General features: G+C 42.9%; 15 protein-coding genes, 1 pseudogene and 1 riboswitch. Of the genes and pseudogenes, 8 read left to right on the top strand and 8 right to left on the bottom strand.

Features of this window, described 5'->3' with window-relative positions:
- The first annotated feature begins 26 nt into the window (after positions 1-26).
- The 7 genes from N667_RS0117895 to N667_RS0117925 all read left to right on the top strand — a co-directional run bounded on the left by N667_RS0117895 (position 27) and on the right by N667_RS0117925 (position 6770).
- On the top strand, positions 27-878 hold the full coding sequence (locus tag N667_RS0117895) for an SPFH domain-containing protein (protein ID WP_027410763.1): 852 nt from the start codon (positions 27-29) through the stop codon (positions 876-878).
- 15 nt (positions 879-893) lie between these two features.
- The gene (locus N667_RS0117900; protein WP_027410764.1) at positions 894-1073 is read left to right on the top strand and encodes an Arc family DNA-binding protein; all 180 of its coding nucleotides are present in this window, start codon (positions 894-896) and stop codon (positions 1071-1073) included.
- A gap of 410 nt (positions 1074-1483) precedes the next feature.
- Complete coding sequence (locus N667_RS0117905) at positions 1484-2521, top strand: XdhC family protein (protein ID WP_027410765.1); 1038 nt, start codon at positions 1484-1486, stop codon at positions 2519-2521.
- Entirely contained in the window at positions 2518-3186 is a 669-nt protein-coding gene (locus N667_RS0117910) for an NTP transferase domain-containing protein (RefSeq protein WP_027410766.1), read from the top strand. Before N667_RS0117905 ends, N667_RS0117910 begins: the two co-directional genes overlap by 4 nt.
- Complete coding sequence (locus N667_RS0117915) at positions 3143-5470, top strand: xanthine dehydrogenase family protein molybdopterin-binding subunit (protein WP_027410767.1); 2328 nt, start codon at positions 3143-3145, stop codon at positions 5468-5470. The genes N667_RS0117910 and N667_RS0117915 overlap by 44 nt, the downstream gene beginning before the upstream one ends.
- Positions 5457-6290, top strand: coding sequence for an FAD binding domain-containing protein (locus tag N667_RS0117920; RefSeq protein WP_027410768.1), 834 nt, complete (start codon positions 5457-5459; stop codon positions 6288-6290). Before N667_RS0117915 ends, N667_RS0117920 begins: the two co-directional genes overlap by 14 nt.
- A 3-nt stretch (positions 6291-6293) precedes the next feature.
- Complete coding sequence (locus tag N667_RS0117925; RefSeq protein WP_027410769.1) at positions 6294-6770, top strand: (2Fe-2S)-binding protein; 477 nt, start codon at positions 6294-6296, stop codon at positions 6768-6770.
- A 288-nt stretch (positions 6771-7058) separates the two neighbouring features.
- On the opposite strand, the gene N667_RS0117930 is transcribed toward N667_RS0117925, so the two are convergent.
- From N667_RS0117930 to N667_RS0117965, 7 genes are all read right to left on the bottom strand, one after another.
- The gene (locus tag N667_RS0117930; protein ID WP_027410770.1) at positions 7059-7250 is read right to left on the bottom strand and encodes a hypothetical protein; all 192 of its coding nucleotides are present in this window, start codon (positions 7248-7250) and stop codon (positions 7059-7061) included.
- The gene (thiC, locus tag N667_RS0117935) at positions 7228-8949 is read right to left on the bottom strand and encodes a phosphomethylpyrimidine synthase ThiC (RefSeq protein WP_027410771.1); all 1722 of its coding nucleotides are present in this window, start codon (positions 8947-8949) and stop codon (positions 7228-7230) included. Before thiC ends, N667_RS0117930 begins: the two co-directional genes overlap by 23 nt.
- A gap of 134 nt (positions 8950-9083) precedes the next feature.
- A riboswitch (TPP riboswitch) is annotated at positions 9084-9198 on the bottom strand.
- Between the two features lie 230 nt (positions 9199-9428).
- Positions 9429-10682: a methyl-accepting chemotaxis protein gene (locus tag N667_RS0117940; protein ID WP_027410772.1), complete on the bottom strand. Its 1254-nt coding sequence runs from the start codon at positions 10680-10682 to the stop codon at positions 9429-9431.
- Positions 10683-12003: 1321 nt separating this feature from the next.
- On the bottom strand, positions 12004-13035 hold the full coding sequence (locus N667_RS0117945; protein ID WP_027410773.1) for a hypothetical protein: 1032 nt from the start codon (positions 13033-13035) through the stop codon (positions 12004-12006).
- A gap of 77 nt (positions 13036-13112) precedes the next feature.
- On the bottom strand, positions 13113-13664 hold the full coding sequence (locus N667_RS0117950; RefSeq protein ID WP_027410774.1) for a hypothetical protein: 552 nt from the start codon (positions 13662-13664) through the stop codon (positions 13113-13115).
- 329 nt (positions 13665-13993) lie between these two features.
- On the bottom strand, positions 13994-14419 hold the full coding sequence (locus tag N667_RS0117960; RefSeq protein ID WP_027410775.1) for a DUF2935 domain-containing protein: 426 nt from the start codon (positions 14417-14419) through the stop codon (positions 13994-13996).
- A 95-nt stretch (positions 14420-14514) separates the two neighbouring features.
- Positions 14515-14931 carry a (deoxy)nucleoside triphosphate pyrophosphohydrolase gene (locus N667_RS0117965; RefSeq protein ID WP_035099344.1) on the bottom strand — a complete coding sequence of 139 codons (417 nt, stop codon included), beginning with the start codon at positions 14929-14931 and terminating at the stop codon, positions 14515-14517.
- A 102-nt stretch (positions 14932-15033) separates the two neighbouring features.
- Between N667_RS0117965 and N667_RS20455 the strand changes: the two are divergent.
- Positions 15034-15900 (top strand): annotated as a pseudogene (locus N667_RS20455) (NAD(P)-dependent oxidoreductase).
- Between the two features lie 77 nt (positions 15901-15977).
- Here the strand turns inward: N667_RS20455 and N667_RS0117975 are convergent.
- Positions 15978-17060 carry a nitric oxide synthase oxygenase gene (locus N667_RS0117975; RefSeq protein WP_027410777.1) on the bottom strand — a complete coding sequence of 361 codons (1083 nt, stop codon included), beginning with the start codon at positions 17058-17060 and terminating at the stop codon, positions 15978-15980.
- Positions 17061-17217 lie beyond the last annotated feature (157 nt).

The following is a 17217-nucleotide window of genomic DNA, read 5'->3' on the forward strand; positions in this document are numbered from 1 at the left end:
AAATAATATGAAGGGGGAAAACAGCAATGAAAGAAACAAAAGCTTGGTATGTCAACGGATTTATTGGAATTTTGCTGATTCTCGTTCTGCTTGCTTTGGCTATTTACTTGTTTTTATTGCAAACCACTGTATCGGTGCTTTTGTCCATTTTGCTTGCGGCCATCGCGTTTGTGTTAGCGACAGGCATTACGATCGTTCAACCGAATCGGGCTAAAGTAGTCACATTTTTCGGGCGTTATTTAGGAAGCATTCGCGATAGCGGCTTGTTTTTAACCATGCCATTAACGATTCGGCAAAGCGTCTCTCTCCGCGTCCGCAACTTTAACAGCAGCACATTGAAAGTCAACGACATAGAGGGAAATCCAATTGAGATCGCAGCAGTCATTGTCTTTAAAGTGGTCGATTCCGCCAAAGCAGTGTTTGATGTAGAAAACTATGAAAAATTTGTTGAGATTCAAAGTGAAACAGCGATTCGCCATGTCGCTACGAAATATCCGTATGATACGTTTGAGCATCACGAAATTACATTAAGAGGTAACGCGGATGTCATTTCTGAAGAGCTTGCAAGTGAGCTACAAGAACGGCTCACCGTCGCCGGCGTCCAAGTCATCGAAGCGCGGCTCAGCCATCTTGCTTATTCTCCTGAAATCGCAAGCGCGATGCTGCAGCGCCAGCAAGCAACCGCCATTTTGGCAGCGCGCCAAAAAATCGTCGAAGGAGCCGTTTCGATGGCACAAATGGCCATTGAACAGCTGGATAAGGAAGGCATTTTAGAACTGGATGATGAAAGAAAAGCGAATATGGTCAATAATTTAATGGTTGCCATTGTTTCCGAACGTGCCACTCAGCCCGTCATTAACACAGGAAGCCTATATTAATGGTTGGGGAGCATCATGACGAAAAAGAAAAGTTTTCCGCTAAGAATTGACCCTGAATTATACGAAGTGATTGAACGTTGGGCGCATGATGAGTTTCGCAGCGTCAATGCCCATATCGAATTTCTGTTGCGTGAAGCGGCTCGGAAAGAAGGGCGGTTGAAAAAAGAAAAAACAAAGTATGATGGAAATAAATAGTTCCATCTATACACGCCACGCTGCATGATCATGAGCATAAAATTCTAGCGAATAAATAAAGTGAACGCTAGTTAGAAAGCCATTTAGCCGCTCTGGCCTTCCAACAAGATGATTTCTCCAAAGAGGACGGATTCAATAATATCGCTTTCTAGCGGTATCGAATCGGTCCTCTCTTTGTATTAAAGTCATAGCTATTTTTCAAAAGAATAAAATAGTAATAGAGCATCTTGTGCAATAGACTAATATACTGCCCTCTCTTTTCGTCATCAATCTTGATTCCCTGCCATTTAGCCATTGCTCAATCGCGATGAATTTCGAACGGTTTTTAGTATGGCCCAATATACTCTTACATTCTGCGCTATAACGCGTTAACAGAAGCAAAATTATTGTGCGGCGGTGAGTAAAACAACATGGAAAGCTACCATACAGTATTAGAAGCGATTGCTTCCTCACAAAAGCAGGGCGTACTTGCTATCATTATTCGTGTCGATGGCTCGGCATACCAAAAAGAAGGCGCATATATGTTCATTGATGAGGATGGCCATACTTTCGGATTGCTTAGTGGTGGCTGCCTTGAAGAAGCGGTCGCTATAGAAGCAAAAAAAGCGTGGCAAAACGAATGCGCCACTATTATTACATTCGATTTAACACAAGAGGATGATTTGTCATGGGGGCAGGGGGCTGGCTGCAATGGAGTGGTTCACATTTTGCTGCAGCCGATTACAGAACGCATCCGGGCCGATTTGTTAGCTGTAAAAACGCATCTTGATCAAGGCAGGCATGTTTTGCTGGCAAGAAAATTAGATGAAACAACAGATGATTACTTTAATTGGCTGTTTCTAACGGAAGACGGCTATCGGTTGGGCGGCTTTCAAGAAGAAGTGCCTGCACAAATGTGGGAATGGCTTCATACCGCTCCTCCTTTTCATTCACAAAGCGGCATTTGTACAATCGCTGACACGCCATTTTATATCCAGCATTATTGGCCGAAACCGCGGCTTGTTATTTTTGGGGCCAATCTCGATGTGAAGCCGCTCATTTCATTTGCCAAGCAGGTTGGATTTTCTGTCACCGTTGCCGATTGGCGTCCTGCCTTTTGCTGCCCGGAACAATTGCCTGATGCCGATCAATGGGTCGTCGGTTTTCCGCACGAAACGATTCCGGAGCTTCATTTATGCAAGCATGACTTTGTGGTGATCATGACCCATCATTTTCAACGCGACCAAGAAATTATAAAACTTCTCCGCGATCAGCCGTTGTATTACCTCGGCGTGTTAGGGCCGAAACGCCGTACAACCCGCTTATTTTCCGGCAGTCTCATTCCGCCGTCCATTCATTCTCCGGTCGGATTATCAATCGGAGCACGCGGTCCTGAAGAAATCGCCATTAGCATTACCGCCGAGATGATTTCTGTATTGCGAAACGGTTCAAAAGGAGGGATACAATGACTGTTCCACGAACGATCGGTATTTATTTAGCAGCCGGGAAAAGCACACGAATGGGCACTGACAAGCGCTTTCTCCCCTTCGCAACTTACTCACTTGGTTCAACCGCCTTGCAAGCAGCAATCTCCTCTCTTCTTTCCAATATCCTTGTCGTCGTACCGATGGATGATACACTCGATTGGATCGATCCTCAGTTATTGCAACACGGAAAGTGCAACATCGTTCGTTGTACTTCTTCCCATGGACAGTCCTATTCATTGCGGTGTGGACTTCACCAAGCGATTCAACTACATGCCGAAGCAGCCGTCGTGCTTTTAGCCGATCAGCCATTTATCACAAAAGAAGTGATTAACGAGCTGGTCTGTTCATATCGTCAATACCGCACCGATTATGTCGCCTTTACGCAGCAATCCATCCCGCTGCCACCTATTCTATTTAGCGCAGCGATTTTTTCGGATTTACTAGACGTACGCGGTGATGAAGGAGCGCGGCAATTGCTCCGCAAAAGCAGCAATTGGAATGGAACGCTGCTGTCAAGCTGCAATTCCGATTTGTTTGTCGATGTCGATACAATCGAAGACTACCAATTGGCAAACGAACGCTGGATTCAAAAAGGGGGGATTCATCATGATCGGCAAAAGCGTCATTCGCAAAGAAGCTTGGGATAAAGTAACTGGAAGAGCAAAGTATACGCATGATTATTTAGAGACGGGGATGCTTCACGCCAAACTTGTTATAAGCCCTTATGCCCACGCGCGCATTCGCGAAATCGATACGAAGAAGGCATTTTCTATTCCAGGAGTGCGGGCAGTCATCACCGGTGAAGGGCTGCCGTTAACAGGAGAGGACTTGCGCGACCGTCCTCCAATTGCTTTTGAAAAAGTACGCTACCATGGTGAAGTCGTGGCTGTCGTTGTCGCCGACACGCTCGTGCAGGCAGAACAAGCAGCTAGGCTTGTACGCGTCGTATACGATCCACTCCCCGCTGTCGGCTCTCCGCGTGAAGCATTAGAAGAAGGAGCTCCACTCATTCATGAGCGGTTAGGAAGCTACCAGAAAGGGAAATATACTTATCCTGAACCAAACACCAATATCGCACATCGAACAAAAATTCGCAAAGGTAATATGAAAAAAGGATGGATGGAAAGCGATGTCGTTGTCGAGGCCAGTTTTTCCTTTTCCCCATCCGATCACATAGCAATGGAAACAAGATGTGCCACCGCGGAAATTCTCCCGGACGGCAATATTGTTATTGTCGCCTCCACCCAGTCGCCATTCATGGTCAAAAGGCTAATCAGCGCTTATTTTGGCGAAGATGTCGGCAAAATCGTCGTCCGCACCCCGCTCGTCGGCGGAGCTTACGGCGGAAAAGCCCCTGTACAGCTGGAACTTCTCGCCTATTTAGCATCAAAAGCCGTCGGCGGACGAAAGGTAAGCGTTTGGAACACAAGAGAACAAGACATGATTACTTCTCCAGTGCATATCGGTTTGGAAGCGACTGTGAAACTCGGCTGTACAACAGACGGCTATATCAAAGCGGCAGAAATTTTATTTTTATTTGACGGCGGGGCTTATTCCGATAAAGCAATTGACGTAACCCGCGCCGCGGCCACGGATTGCACAGGGCCTTATCATATCGAAAATGTCTGGTGCGATTCATTATGCGTCTATACGAATCATCCATACGCCTCCCCGTTTCGCAGTTTTGGCCATTGTGAACAGGCTTTTGCTATCGAGCGAACGATCGATTTATTGGCAGAAAAACTAAACATGGATAAATTAGAACTTCGCATGAAAAACGCGATTCGTCCCGGCCATACGACCCCAACCCAAGTATTGCTCAACCAAAGCAATGTCGGCAATTTGCCAGCTTGTATTAGGCGACTCTACGAACTTATTCAATGGGATGAATGGCAACGAATAGAAATCGATGCCCGCACCGTCCGCGCCAAAGGAGTCAGTTGTTCTTGGAAAACATCAACCATTGATACCGATGCTAGTTCAGGAGCCATTATAACGTTTAATCCTGATGGAAGTGTTAATCTGATGTCCGGCGTCGTTGAAATTGGCACCGGGACAAAAACAATCTTAGCGCAAATTCTCGCAGAAAAGCTAAAAATGGACATTAACGATGTACATGTAAAAATGGAGATCGATACTCAAAGCACACCGGAACATTGGAAAACAGTCGCCAGCCGCGGAACATTTATGGGAGGACGCGCGGTGCTAGAGGCAGCGGACGATGTCATTCGTCAACTAAAAGATATTGCCGCGTGCATCCTTCGCGCCCCGATCGAAGACTTAGAAGTCGGCTACGGCAAAGTGTTTTTGCGGGATGACCCTAGCATTTATATTCCGATTAAAGATATCGCCTACGGCTATAAATATCCAAACGGCAATGCGGTCGGCGGTCAAATTATTGGTCGTGGCAACTACATTTTGCGCCATTTGACCCCGCTCGATAAAGAAACTGGCGCAGGAAAGCCCGGACCGGAGTGGACCGTGTGCGCACATGCTGTAGAAATCGAGTTCGATAAGCGCGACTGCACATACAAAATCATAAAAGCCGTATCTGTCATTGATGTCGGAAAAGTCCTTAATTTCAAAGCGGCGCTCGGGCAAGTGATGGGGGCGATGAGCATGGGGTTGAGCTTTGCTAGCCGTGAAACGTTCTTGTTCGATCAATACGAGCGGGTACTAAATCCGCAATTTCGCACATATCAACCGATTCGCTTTGGGGAACATCCAGAATATATTGCAGACTTTATCGAAACGCCACAAATCGATGCGCCGTATGGAGCCCGCGGCGTCGGCGAGCACGGTCTCATCGGGATGCCGGCAGCCTTAGCAAACGCCTTATCTATTGCCGCCGAAGTTCCGCTCAATCAATTGCCATTATTCCCCGAGCTTATTTGGCGAACAAAGAAAGGTGAACAATATGATTCCTTTTGATTTGACGTACCATCGTCCATCATCTATTTCAGAAGCCGTTCAGTTATTTGAACAAATCCAAAAACAAGGAAAAACGCCGCTCTATTACAACGGCGGAACCGAAATCATCACGTTGTCGCGCCTCAATCTCGTGTTTGCCGATGCCGTCATTGATATTAAACACATTCCCGAATGCCGCGTGCTAGATAGGAAACAAAATGAATTAACGCTAGGGGCGGCGCTTTCGCTCACCACCATTGAGGAGGCCAATCCCTTTCCTTTGCTAGCAAAGGCAGCAAGCGAGGTCGCCGATCATACTGCACGCAATCAAATTACGCTCGGCGGCAATGTATGCGGCCAAATTTTTTATCGCGAGACCGTGCTTCCGCTTCTGCTTGCCGATTGTGACGTTGTCATCGCCGGCAAAAGCGGCCTTCGCCAACATTCGATCCATGAAGTATTCGATCAACATATCCGTTTAGAACCGGGAGAATTTCTCGTCCAAATCAAAGTGGATCCTATCTACACAACAATGCCACATATCCATATAAAACGGCGAAAACAAGGTAACGTCGGCTACCCACTTGTCACCGTCTCCATGATAAAAAAAGAAAGGGATCTTCGCGTCGCCTTTAGCGGCGTCTGTCCATTCCCGTTTCGGTCACAAGCGGTAGAAGAACAATTAAATGCACGGCACCTTCCTATCGAGACACGCATCGTCCGCGCATTGCAACAGTTGCCTGAACCGATTTTAGATGATGTTGAAGGATCTGCGGAATACCGTCTATTTGTGCTCAAGAATATACTGACTGACATGCTCATCGCACTTGAGGAGGGATAGTCAATGATACGGGCACCGAAATGTGAGATGACGCTTATGGTTAATGGAGAAAAGCATTCCATCGTCGCCCGCCAGGCTGACACATTGCTATTTGTTCTGCGCAACTATCTCGGCTTAACAGGATCGAAACCAGGCTGCTTAAACGGCGACTGCGGGGCATGTACCGTATTAATTGATGGGACGCCAATTAAATCGTGCATGATATTAGCCATCGAAACAATCGGAAAATCGATTACCACTATCGAAGGATTGCATGATGCTCCAATTCAACGCGCATTTGTCGAACAGTTTGCTTTTCAATGCGGTTATTGCACTCCCGGATTTATCATGAATGCTCACGCTTTAACTGAACATCGTCCTGATGCCGATGACGAAACTATTCGAAAGTGGCTAGAATCCAATATTTGCCGCTGCACAAGCTACCGTGAAATTGAGCAGGCGGTCAAGTCGGTCCTAGCAGAAGGACAGAAACAAGAATAGCCTAGCCTTTCCTGCCAAACTGGTAGGAAAGGCTTTTACCATAGTACAAGCACGATCATGCGTTCACCGGAAAAAAAGAATCGTAGGACCGATAAAAAAAACCATAATATAAAAAACAGAAATTCTTATCCATGTATGCTACAAAAGCAAGAGCTCGAGCGGATATACACTCGAGCTAGCGGCTGCTTCAATATAATAACCGAAATTTACACAAACCAATCGCACTAATATGGTACAAGCACTGTATCAAGGACGATCGCCAAACATATCTTATAATAGCTTTATAGCTTAATAATGCAGGCTTTCTACATACTGACACTTTACGCACTTTCGAATTGACGGCGTTTCGAAAAACGCGTGTTGACATTTTTGCTGAATAAATAAGATTTGCTCTTCAAGTTGCGCGATCCTTTCTTTAAGTCGATGGACTTCCTGTTTTAGCGCCGTGACGTTTTCGTTATTGATAAAGTGTTGATCCATTTTCGGTGAACTCCTTCGCTTTTTGTTTCATTCCTTCTTCCTTGACCGCTTTTTGCAAGTCGTGGGAAATTTTCATGGAACAAAACTTCGGCCCGCACATCGAACAGAAGTGAGCCACTTTCGCTCCTTCTGCTGGAAGTGTTTCATCGTGATACTCCCTCGCCCGTTCCGGATCAAGTGAAAGATTAAATTGATCGTTCCAACGAAATTCAAAGCGCGCTTTTGATAGTGCGTCATCGCGCAATTGCGCTCCAGGATGTCCTTTCGCTAAATCGGCTGCGTGCGCCGCAATTTTGTAGGCAATCACCCCTTGACGCACATCTTCTTTATTTGGCAGCCCTAGATGCTCTTTCGGCGTCACATAACAAAGCATCGCCGTTCCGTACCATCCGATCATCGCCGCCCCGATTGCTGACGTGATATGGTCGTATCCGGGAGCAATGTCTGTTGTCAGCGGGCCAAGTGTATAAAACGGCGCTCCTTTGCAAATTTCCACTTGTTTATCGACATTTTCTTTAATTTTGTGCATTGGTACATGCCCTGGCCCTTCGATCATCACTTGTACATCATGCTTCCACGCAATTTCTGTTAATTCACCAAGCGTTTCTAGTTCAGCGAATTGTGCTTCATCGTTTGCGTCGGCGATCGAGCCCGGACGTAAGCCGTCGCCTAGGGACACCGCAATATCATATGCCTTTAAAATCTCGCAAATTTCTTCAAAATGTGTATATAAGAAATTTTCCTCATGATGAGCCAAACACCATTGCGCCATAATGGAACCGCCGCGCGACACAATTCCCGTCTTTCGGTGAATTGTCAACGGTATATAGCGAAGCAATACCCCGGCATGAATCGTAAAATAGTCCACTCCTTGCTCCGCCTGTTCGATAAGCGTATCACGATAAATTTCCCATGATAAATTCTCAACTACACCGTTTACTTTTTCAAGAGCTTGATAGATCGGAACGGTGCCTACCGGAACAGGAGAATTGCGAATAATAAACTCCCTTGTCGTATGAATGTTTTTTCCTGTTGATAAATCCATAATCGTGTCCGCTCCCCAACGAACGGCCCACAACATTTTTTCCACTTCCTCTTCGATGGAGGATGTCACCGCTGAGTTGCCGATATTCGCATTGATTTTGACATGAAAGCGACTGCCAATGATCATCGGTTCGCTTTCAGGATGATTAATATTCGCAGGGATAATCGCTCGGCCCGCAGCTACTTCCTGCCGAATAAGCTCTGGATCCATCTGTTCGCGAATAGCAATGAACTCCATCTCTGGCGTAATGATTCCTTGTTTGGCGTAATGCATTTGTGTGACGGTACGCCCTTTTTTCGCGCGCAGCGGTTTTCTTTGAAACGGAAGGGTCATTTCCATTTGCTGTCCATGGCGCAAACCGTTATCCTCCGGCCGAACTTGACGTCCTTCGTATTGCTCGACGTCTCCCCTTTCTAGAATCCAACGTTTGCGCAGCTCTGGCAAACCTTTATGGATATTAGGTTGGAAATCGGGATCGGTATATGGTCCGCTCGTGTCGTAGACGCGAATCGGTTCGTTTTCAAACGTCCCTAGTTCCGTTTTGGTCGGGCTTAGCGTAATTTCACGCATTGGAACGCGAATGTCTGGCCTAGAGCCTTCAACATACACCTTTTTACTTGCGGGAAATGGCATAGAAGATAAAACGTTTTGCATGCAACCTCTCCTCCTTTTTTTGTTTGATCTAAGGCTACACCAAAACGTATGAAGAATGATGGGAGGAAAAATAAAATCGGGTTCTCAAAAAAGAGAACCCGATGGAATCGTCAAATAGCGCAAAGTATATACGATACTCCCACTACCTACTTCCCTACGCTGGTATAACCCAGATCAGGTTCAAAGGGTCAAAGAACTTTAGCGCGTTCTTCTCTCAGTCCAAGCTATTGGACTCCCCTAGTAGATGAGTTGTTAATGTATTCTTTTTTGGAAATTTTATCATAGACGCCCACTAATGTAAATAGAATTTTATCCACATATGAATACAAGCGGATGCGGTCCTTTTCATTTTTACAGCAAAAACAAAAAATCTTTCGACTGCCGAAAATAGAGAATTCGCCCCTACGTATAAAATAGTTACTAGTATACTATAAGTTCAATCGAATGCAAATTTCATTTCATCGGTAAACTTCCGCCAGCTACACGGTGAATTTATTCAATAATTCCTTCATCTCTTCAGCCATTTTGCTTAGTGACGCAGCAGATGAGGAAATCTCTTCCATAGACGCTATTTGCTCTTCATTCGCTGCCGAAATATTCGTTGATCCTTTAGATGACTGTTCTACAATGGCAGTAATGCTTTCAATCGAGGCAGCGACTTGCTGGGCGCTTTTTGTCATTTGCTGAATGACTGATGAAACCTCTTCAATTTGTTCATTGACCCCGTTAATCGACTGACGAATTTGCTCAAACGAAAGCCCGGCTGTCTGTACCGCATGAAGCCCTTGTGACACTTCGCCCGCCACCGTTTTCATCGACTCAATGGCAGTTTCCGTTTCTTTTTGAATGTCGCCAATAAGCTGTGTAATTTGTTGGGCAGAGTTAGCCGATTGTTCAGCCAGTTTTCGCACTTCATCAGCTACAACAGCAAAGCCTTTTCCTTGTTCTCCCGCCCTCGCCGCTTCGATTGCCGCATTCAATGCCAACAAATTCGTTTGCGACGCGATACCTGTGATGACTTGCGTAATTTGACCGATTTCATTGGAACGCTCTCCTAACCCTTTCACAACTTGTCCAAGCGATTGTACATGTTCATGGATGAAGCGCATTTGTTCTTCCATTTTTTCAATCGACTGTTTTCCGTCGGCGGCTTTCAAGAATGTTTCCCCCGCATCGGTAGATACTTGTTTTGTGTTGGCAGCCACCTGGACTAACGCGTGGGAGATATGTTTCATTGAGCTCGATGTTTCTTGCGCCATCTTTACTTCCTGTTCTGAATTCGAGGCGATGTCTTCCATCGTTGTCGCAATTTGCTCCGTTGCTTTTGTTGTTTGCTCTGCGATATGGGAAAGCTGTTCAGAAAATAACGCCATATCGCTCGAATGACGTTTCATATTTGCCATAATGCCGCCCCATGTTTCAACCATTTCATTTATATGGAGTGCGATCGGTTTTAACTCTCTGACATGGTCAACAGACACGCGCGTCGATAGATCTCCCTCTGTTATTTTTTCTAAATGTGCATTAATAATTGCGATCGGCGCAATAAAGCGCCGGTAATTTAGGGCGGCCGATAAAATGCCAAGGATCACTCCAAATAGCACCGTTCCTGCCATCGTCCACCAGAATGCCGAACCATGCACCCCATTCCCGAAACATACTCCAAACCCGATGAGCGCGGTGCCTGGAATGACAACAGCTAAAGTACGTATAATATAACTATGTAATGACACCTTCTTTCCCCTCCAAGCTGTATTTTCAGTAAATTAAGAATTTATATAATTATACCATTTATTCCTCATAGAGTGGAAGAATATTTTTATTACAGTATATTTTTGAAAAACGACATAATAAATGATAAGCAAAATAGATTCCACTTTTTTATTTTACAAATATAATGAAATACTTAATAAAACAAATGGTGTTGCAAAGCTGTGTTAAAAGCGTGAAGTTATGTGTAAGAAGTATACATAATTCAACATGTAGTTGATAGTGACAAAACGCATACCATTGAGATTTTTTGATTCCCTTAGTTTTGAACTAAATGAATACTCGTTCGATGTTAACAGACAGGCTCTGCTGCTGTTATCTAAATAGCACCTCAAAAACGTTAGAATACACGATCTTAGGTATCGTTCCGTTGGCTCTTTTGGTTTCGAAAATTCAAGGCAGACACCAAAAAGATCCCCCCATGTTCTGGATGATATCCCGCACCTTTTTGCCTTCAATAGGCAACATCCCCTAAAACACATTGAATGTTACTGCCTTTGAAGACCGAAAAAATGCCCAATGCAATCGCAGTATCATGTTGATTGGTGATGGTGAAACTACAATATAACATAACTCTTTCTGCGGTGTTTGTAAGATGAAGTTTATAGCCCCTTAAACCATTGGTAATAAGTCGACATGCCTGCTTTGTTTGAAAATCGTATCTGTTACTTCTCAAATCCATACGATCCGGCAAGACAACACAAAACCGTTAAACACCTAGATCCTTTCAACAGTTGGACACGAGATTCCGAAAACCCTTTCTGTCGAAATTATAGTCTACTCACAAAAACGTCGATAGACGAGGAAATTAATTATATAAGAAATGCCTAAAAAAATAATTAAACGATGGAGAATTCAAATGAATCCCCTTAAAGAATCAAAATAAGTTTTTAGGAAACATTAGTGGTATAGGCAGTCTTATGATAGATAACATAGTGTTGATCTAGAAATGGGAGGGATTCTATATATTGAAAGAGTGCGTTTAAAAAGCGGAGCAATGTCAGCCGTGTATAGCATGTTCTTCAATGAAGCTGGAAGCTATGACAGCCACCCCTTCGATTGTAATGTTTGGTTAATGCATATGATTTACAAAGGGGTGGTTTTTATGTTGTGTTTATGTAATAACTATGAGTTTTGCAACACGTGTTATCTAATTTTGTTAAAAATATACAATTTCCAAAGACACATTTTTTAGCATTTTTATTATCGAGTAAAATATTTCATTTAAGATAAATAGAGACAATATCCTAAATTCTAACTTTTAATCCGAATTGCTTTTAAGCCCTATCTTATTTCGTAAACGTTAGCAAAATTTAAGAAAAATTTACTTTTCCTTCTTTTTATATCATTCAAGTGAATAAAGCTTTCTTCTCCCGGATTATTGTTAATTAACAAAAAAAACCGCTCTTTTCTCGATGAAATCATTTTCTTTGGAACAGGGATAATGAAATCCTGATTTCTTGGCTGCTCAAGCATATAAGAAAGAGGTTGTTTTCCCTTTACCCCATATATATTCCCCTCCATATCGAAAAACATAATCTCCTCCACTATTTTCTGCGGAACTTGATCAATTCTCACATACCTTACACTGCTCACTTCTTCTATTTTTAAAGGCTTGAAATCTTCATTTAACAGAATAACAGAAGGTAGACCAAATTCATTACTCTTACTGTTTTCTTTCTTAAATGTCTTCTGATCATCATCTAGTTTTATATGTGATGATATTTTAGAGAAATCATTGTTGTTACTTTTACTTACTAACACTTTCGTTACAGGTATGTTGTTTGTAAAAAGTTGCTTTTGGTCTTTATCAATTAAAATTGGCAAATACTCACTAAATTTATAATTATTTAATACAGGCACATCAATCGGAATTTTTAAAGATCCATTACCTTCCATCTGAATATCATAATACATATATTTTTTATGATTAATAGAGAATTCAATAAATTTTTGATTATGGAAAATAAATAAACGAAAATGACGATTTCGATCTTTTAGACTATCAATAATAAAATCAAATGTGAATTGTTTCATTCCAGGTTTTAAAGAAACAACATCCACCGACTCATTATCAATCATCCACTTTTTTTTCAACTTCGAATCAACCTTAAATGAAGTTGCAGTGTCGGGAATAAATCCAAGTTGCTCTTTAGCATTATCTGGTATAATGAAATGTTTGTTTTTCTGAAAAGAGATAGTGTGATCTGTATGCAAAGCTCGCGTATCTTCTTTTTTTACAAAATTACTACATCCCGAAAATAGAAATCCAAAAAATATAGCGAATGCTACAACTAAATACTTTTTTTGTCCCATTTTATTATTTTCTCCTTCCATTTTCACCTTGATGAAAAAGCTCAAAATGCTTCTGCATTTTGAGCTTTTAATTTTCACTAAAATTTCATACTATCTCCTGTATCAGCCACAAAGGTATTAGTAGAAGTTGATAATGTATGGTGGGAAGTAGCTCTATATTCCCAACCAGAAGACACACTGTTTGGATAATGATAGACTGTTGCTGTATCAGTAGATTTTCCAACACCAGAGTCTTTATTACTACCTATAGAAGTTCCATTAAGCATTAGCGTCGTAGTTACCCCGTGGGTTGATAAAGTAACTTTGCTCGTCGTTTTTCCAACAGCTTTTACTTCACTAACAGGATACCCTTGTGGAGTAATTGCTTTTACCCCTGAAGTTAATGAAGCCTCCGAGGCATAAATATATGTAGATCCTGTCCCCACTGTAGATATAGTAGTTGATCCTTGAGTAGTTACTTTGCCGTCTTCTACTACTGCTCTCAAATCTACTTCATTGCCATAAAGGGCTGCTTTTTCCCATAATTTAGAGACGTCATCTTTATTCTCTTTTGCAAAAACCTCTGCTGAAGAAGCATAAAGCAAAGAAGTAGACAAGATTACGCCAATTCCAAATCTTAAAGATTTCATTTTATCATCCCCTTTTCTAATCCTTTTTTTACAAAAATTATAAAATATAAAATATTAAACATCAACATTATTTTACATAAAATGATATTATTAACTAATAATATTATCATTATTATTGTGAATAGTAGTAATCTGTTGTCAAAATATCTCACTGGTGCATAAACAGGAGCAACCCCCCTTTTTTGTAAATGGTATACAGTTACCAAAAGCTTGAGCCAATAGAGGATAACACTGTGACTTCCAAATGGGTTGTTTTTTATGCATTGATTATGATCATTGCAACACGTTCAAAACAAAAAATGCCTACCATAATGGATAGACATTCCCCCTCATCTCCCATATAGCAACACTTGCGCGATTCCGATAAAGTATTCTGATTCGCGAATGATGTGGTTTAATACGACTTTAGCGGTCGGATTGTTTCTCACAGCTGCGCTTTCCGTTTTAATTTGCTGGCATAGCTTAATGAAATCCAGGCTTTGCTGCAAACAGTAAGACACTAATTGCAGCGCTTGCTGTTGTAATTCGCTAGGCAAGTACGAACCGGCTCGCACGACCGATTCAATATAACGAACGATTTGTTGATGCGTAGCGGAAAGCACTTCCTCCCATTTTTTTAGAGCTTCTACAAACGGCTCTTCCAGCCCCGCAACGAGCTCCCGAATCACGACCGTATGCTCTTCTTCTTGATGTTTCCAAAATTCCGCTTCATCCAAAATGCGCAGCGGCATTTGCTGGCCGTAATAAAACTGCATTCTCATCCCCCCAATAGACCGTTCAATTTACTATATGGGGGACGACAAATAAATATGATTGAGCTCCTTTGGATTTATTTAGGAAATTGATATATCTATTGTCCAATGGTAGCAGATCTCTCTTCGCATAACGCTTCAACGGTCGGGACATCTGCCGGAGCCCAGTGCAAAGCAGGAAGATCAGCGCGGGAAACCCATTTGATTTCCGCATGTTCCTTAGCAACTGGCACCCCTTCAATAATGGATGCCTTATATGTATGTAAACAAATAATCACCTTTCCGTTATCGTAGCGCGTTTCTGCTATTTTTTCATGTACTTTAATCAAACACCCTAGCTCTTCATAAATCTCTCGCACAAGCGCTTCTTCAGAGCTTTCTCCTTGTTCCACTTTTCCGCCAGGGAACTCCCACACATGCTGAAGTGACATCGTTTCCGAACGAAGAGCGCATAAAATTTCGCCTCGTTCATTTTCAATCACCGCTCCAACTACTAATAGCTCATTTTTATCCATCAATTCACTCTCCTTAAAGTAGCTAGATTTATACTTTGCCTTTTTTTCGCATTTTATTTATTTTATAACTATAGCAATCCATAAGAAAGGGAGCAAATAGCGATGATTGGTTTTATCGGTTTAGGCATTATGGGAAGTCGGATGGCCGAGAATTTACTAGACAAAGGCTATGATCTGATTGTCCATAACCGAACAAAAGAAAAAGCACTTCACCTTTTGGAAAAAGGAGCGAAATGGGCACACTCGCCGAAAGAGGTGGCCGAACAAGCTGACATCGTATTTACAATGCTCGCCAATACAAAAGCGGTGGAAGCGGTCGCACTTGGGGAACACGGGCTTTTGCACAATTTTGGCAGATGAAAAATTTGGGTAGACTGCAGTACGGTTGACCCTCTATTTACCCGAAAAATGGCTGAAGAATGCGCTAAGCGAGGAATTCGTTTTTTAGACGCTCCCGTTGCCGGTTCAAAAATTCCGGCTGAAAAAGGAGAACTTGTATTTTTCGTAGGCGGCAAAAAAGAAGATTTAGAAGAGGTCAGACCGATGCTCAATGCGATGGGAAAAGCCATTCATCATGAAGGTGAGAACGGAAAAGGAACCTCCATGAAACTAGTTGTGAACCTTATGCTTGCCCATGCAATGGCCGCATTTGCTGAAGCCGTTACGCTCGGGGAAGCTCTTGGCCTAGATAAAGAAAACGTGGTCCATACACTCCTAAACGGCCCAACAGCGGCGCCATTTTTGAATGGAAAAAAAGAAAAAATCCTTCATAATCATTTTGCGACGGAATTTCCTCTTGAACATATGCAAAAAGATTTGCAGCTCATGTCACAGTCTGCTTACGAAAATAACATTTCTCTACCAATTACAAATACAATAAAAGAAATATATGGATTAGCGAAGCAGCACGGATTACATAAAGAAGATTTCTCAGCTATTTATCGATTTTTATCAACGAAAAGATCATGAACCAGATGCCTGTCTCGTATGTTTGATGACAGGCACCGGCATATTCTTCATCAGGTTGATTGCAACATATAGCAACATCATGCATACGGTCTTTTTTGATAAAAAAAGTTAGGCGAAACGATCGTATTATCATAAAATTTGTGAAAAATATGCGTCGTCGCTGGTGAAACAGGGGGAATGAGCCATGTCCAATCGCCAGTCACATGGCGGCATGCTTCTTGTTCTTTTTGTTCAAACAATTTGAACTGCTGTGCGGCGGTATGATGATCGACGATGCTGACCCCTGCTTTTTTATAGGAATAAAGCACCGCAATATTTAGTTCGATAAGAGCTTTATCTTTCCAAAGCGTCGCGTTTGTGCTTCTATCAAGCCCCATACAAGAAGCCACTTTTGGAAGCATGTTGTAGCGATCAGCATCCGCGAAATTGCGCGCGCCGATCTCCGTTTCCATATACCATCCGTTGAACGGTGCGGCCATGTAGCGAATACCCCCGATTTCAAGACACATATCCGAAATAATAGGAACAGCATACCATTTAAGCCCTAAATCTTGAAACCAGGCGAATTCTGGATGTTCAATTGGCACTTCCAACACAAGTCCTTCTGGAATTTCAACCCATTTCGGTTTCTTTCCCTGCAATTGAACAACGAGAGGCAGCACATCAAAATGCGTTCGTGCTCCCCTCCACCCCATTTGCTCGCACGCTTTCGTGAATGCGACCGAAGAAGAATCGCCAATGACCCCATGTTCCGTTTCATAGCCGGCGTAACGAATGAGCTGATGGTTCCAGATGCGCACATCACCATCCGGTTTAAATACTGTAATTGCAGGACGAATTTTTCCGCCGTTTGTTGCAAATTCAAGATGATGAAATAAATGTGTGGCAATCTCTTCTTCCGTCTCAGCCTGTCTTGCATCAAAAACGTGCAACGTCTGCCAAAACAAGCGCCCAATGCAACGGTTGCTGTTGCGCCACGCCATCCTAGCGCCGTGCTCCAATTCCTCATAAGTGTGGGTATACGTCCCCGTCCGCTCAATAGCTTGGCGAACTTCCTGCAAACGCTCCTTTATCTTTTCATCGCTTTTTTCTAATTCTTTATAGCACGTCCAAATAAACCGCTCTGCCTCGTTCCATAGCCATCCTTGATTACGTAACATTTATCCCTCAGTTTCCTCTTCATAATTTTCATCAACGCCATTGTATCAAAAAAACAGGTCCCGTATCCGAGACCTGTTTCATTGTTCACATTTTCTCCATATTCGTTACTGCAGTGGGCGATTGCTGTGCTGTCCGGTGTTTTGCCACAAGATGATA

The sequence above is a fragment of the Anoxybacillus tepidamans PS2 genome, assembly GCF_000620165.1.
In the GTDB taxonomy this organism is placed as follows: domain Bacteria; phylum Bacillota; class Bacilli; order Bacillales; family Anoxybacillaceae; genus Anoxybacteroides; species Anoxybacteroides tepidamans_A.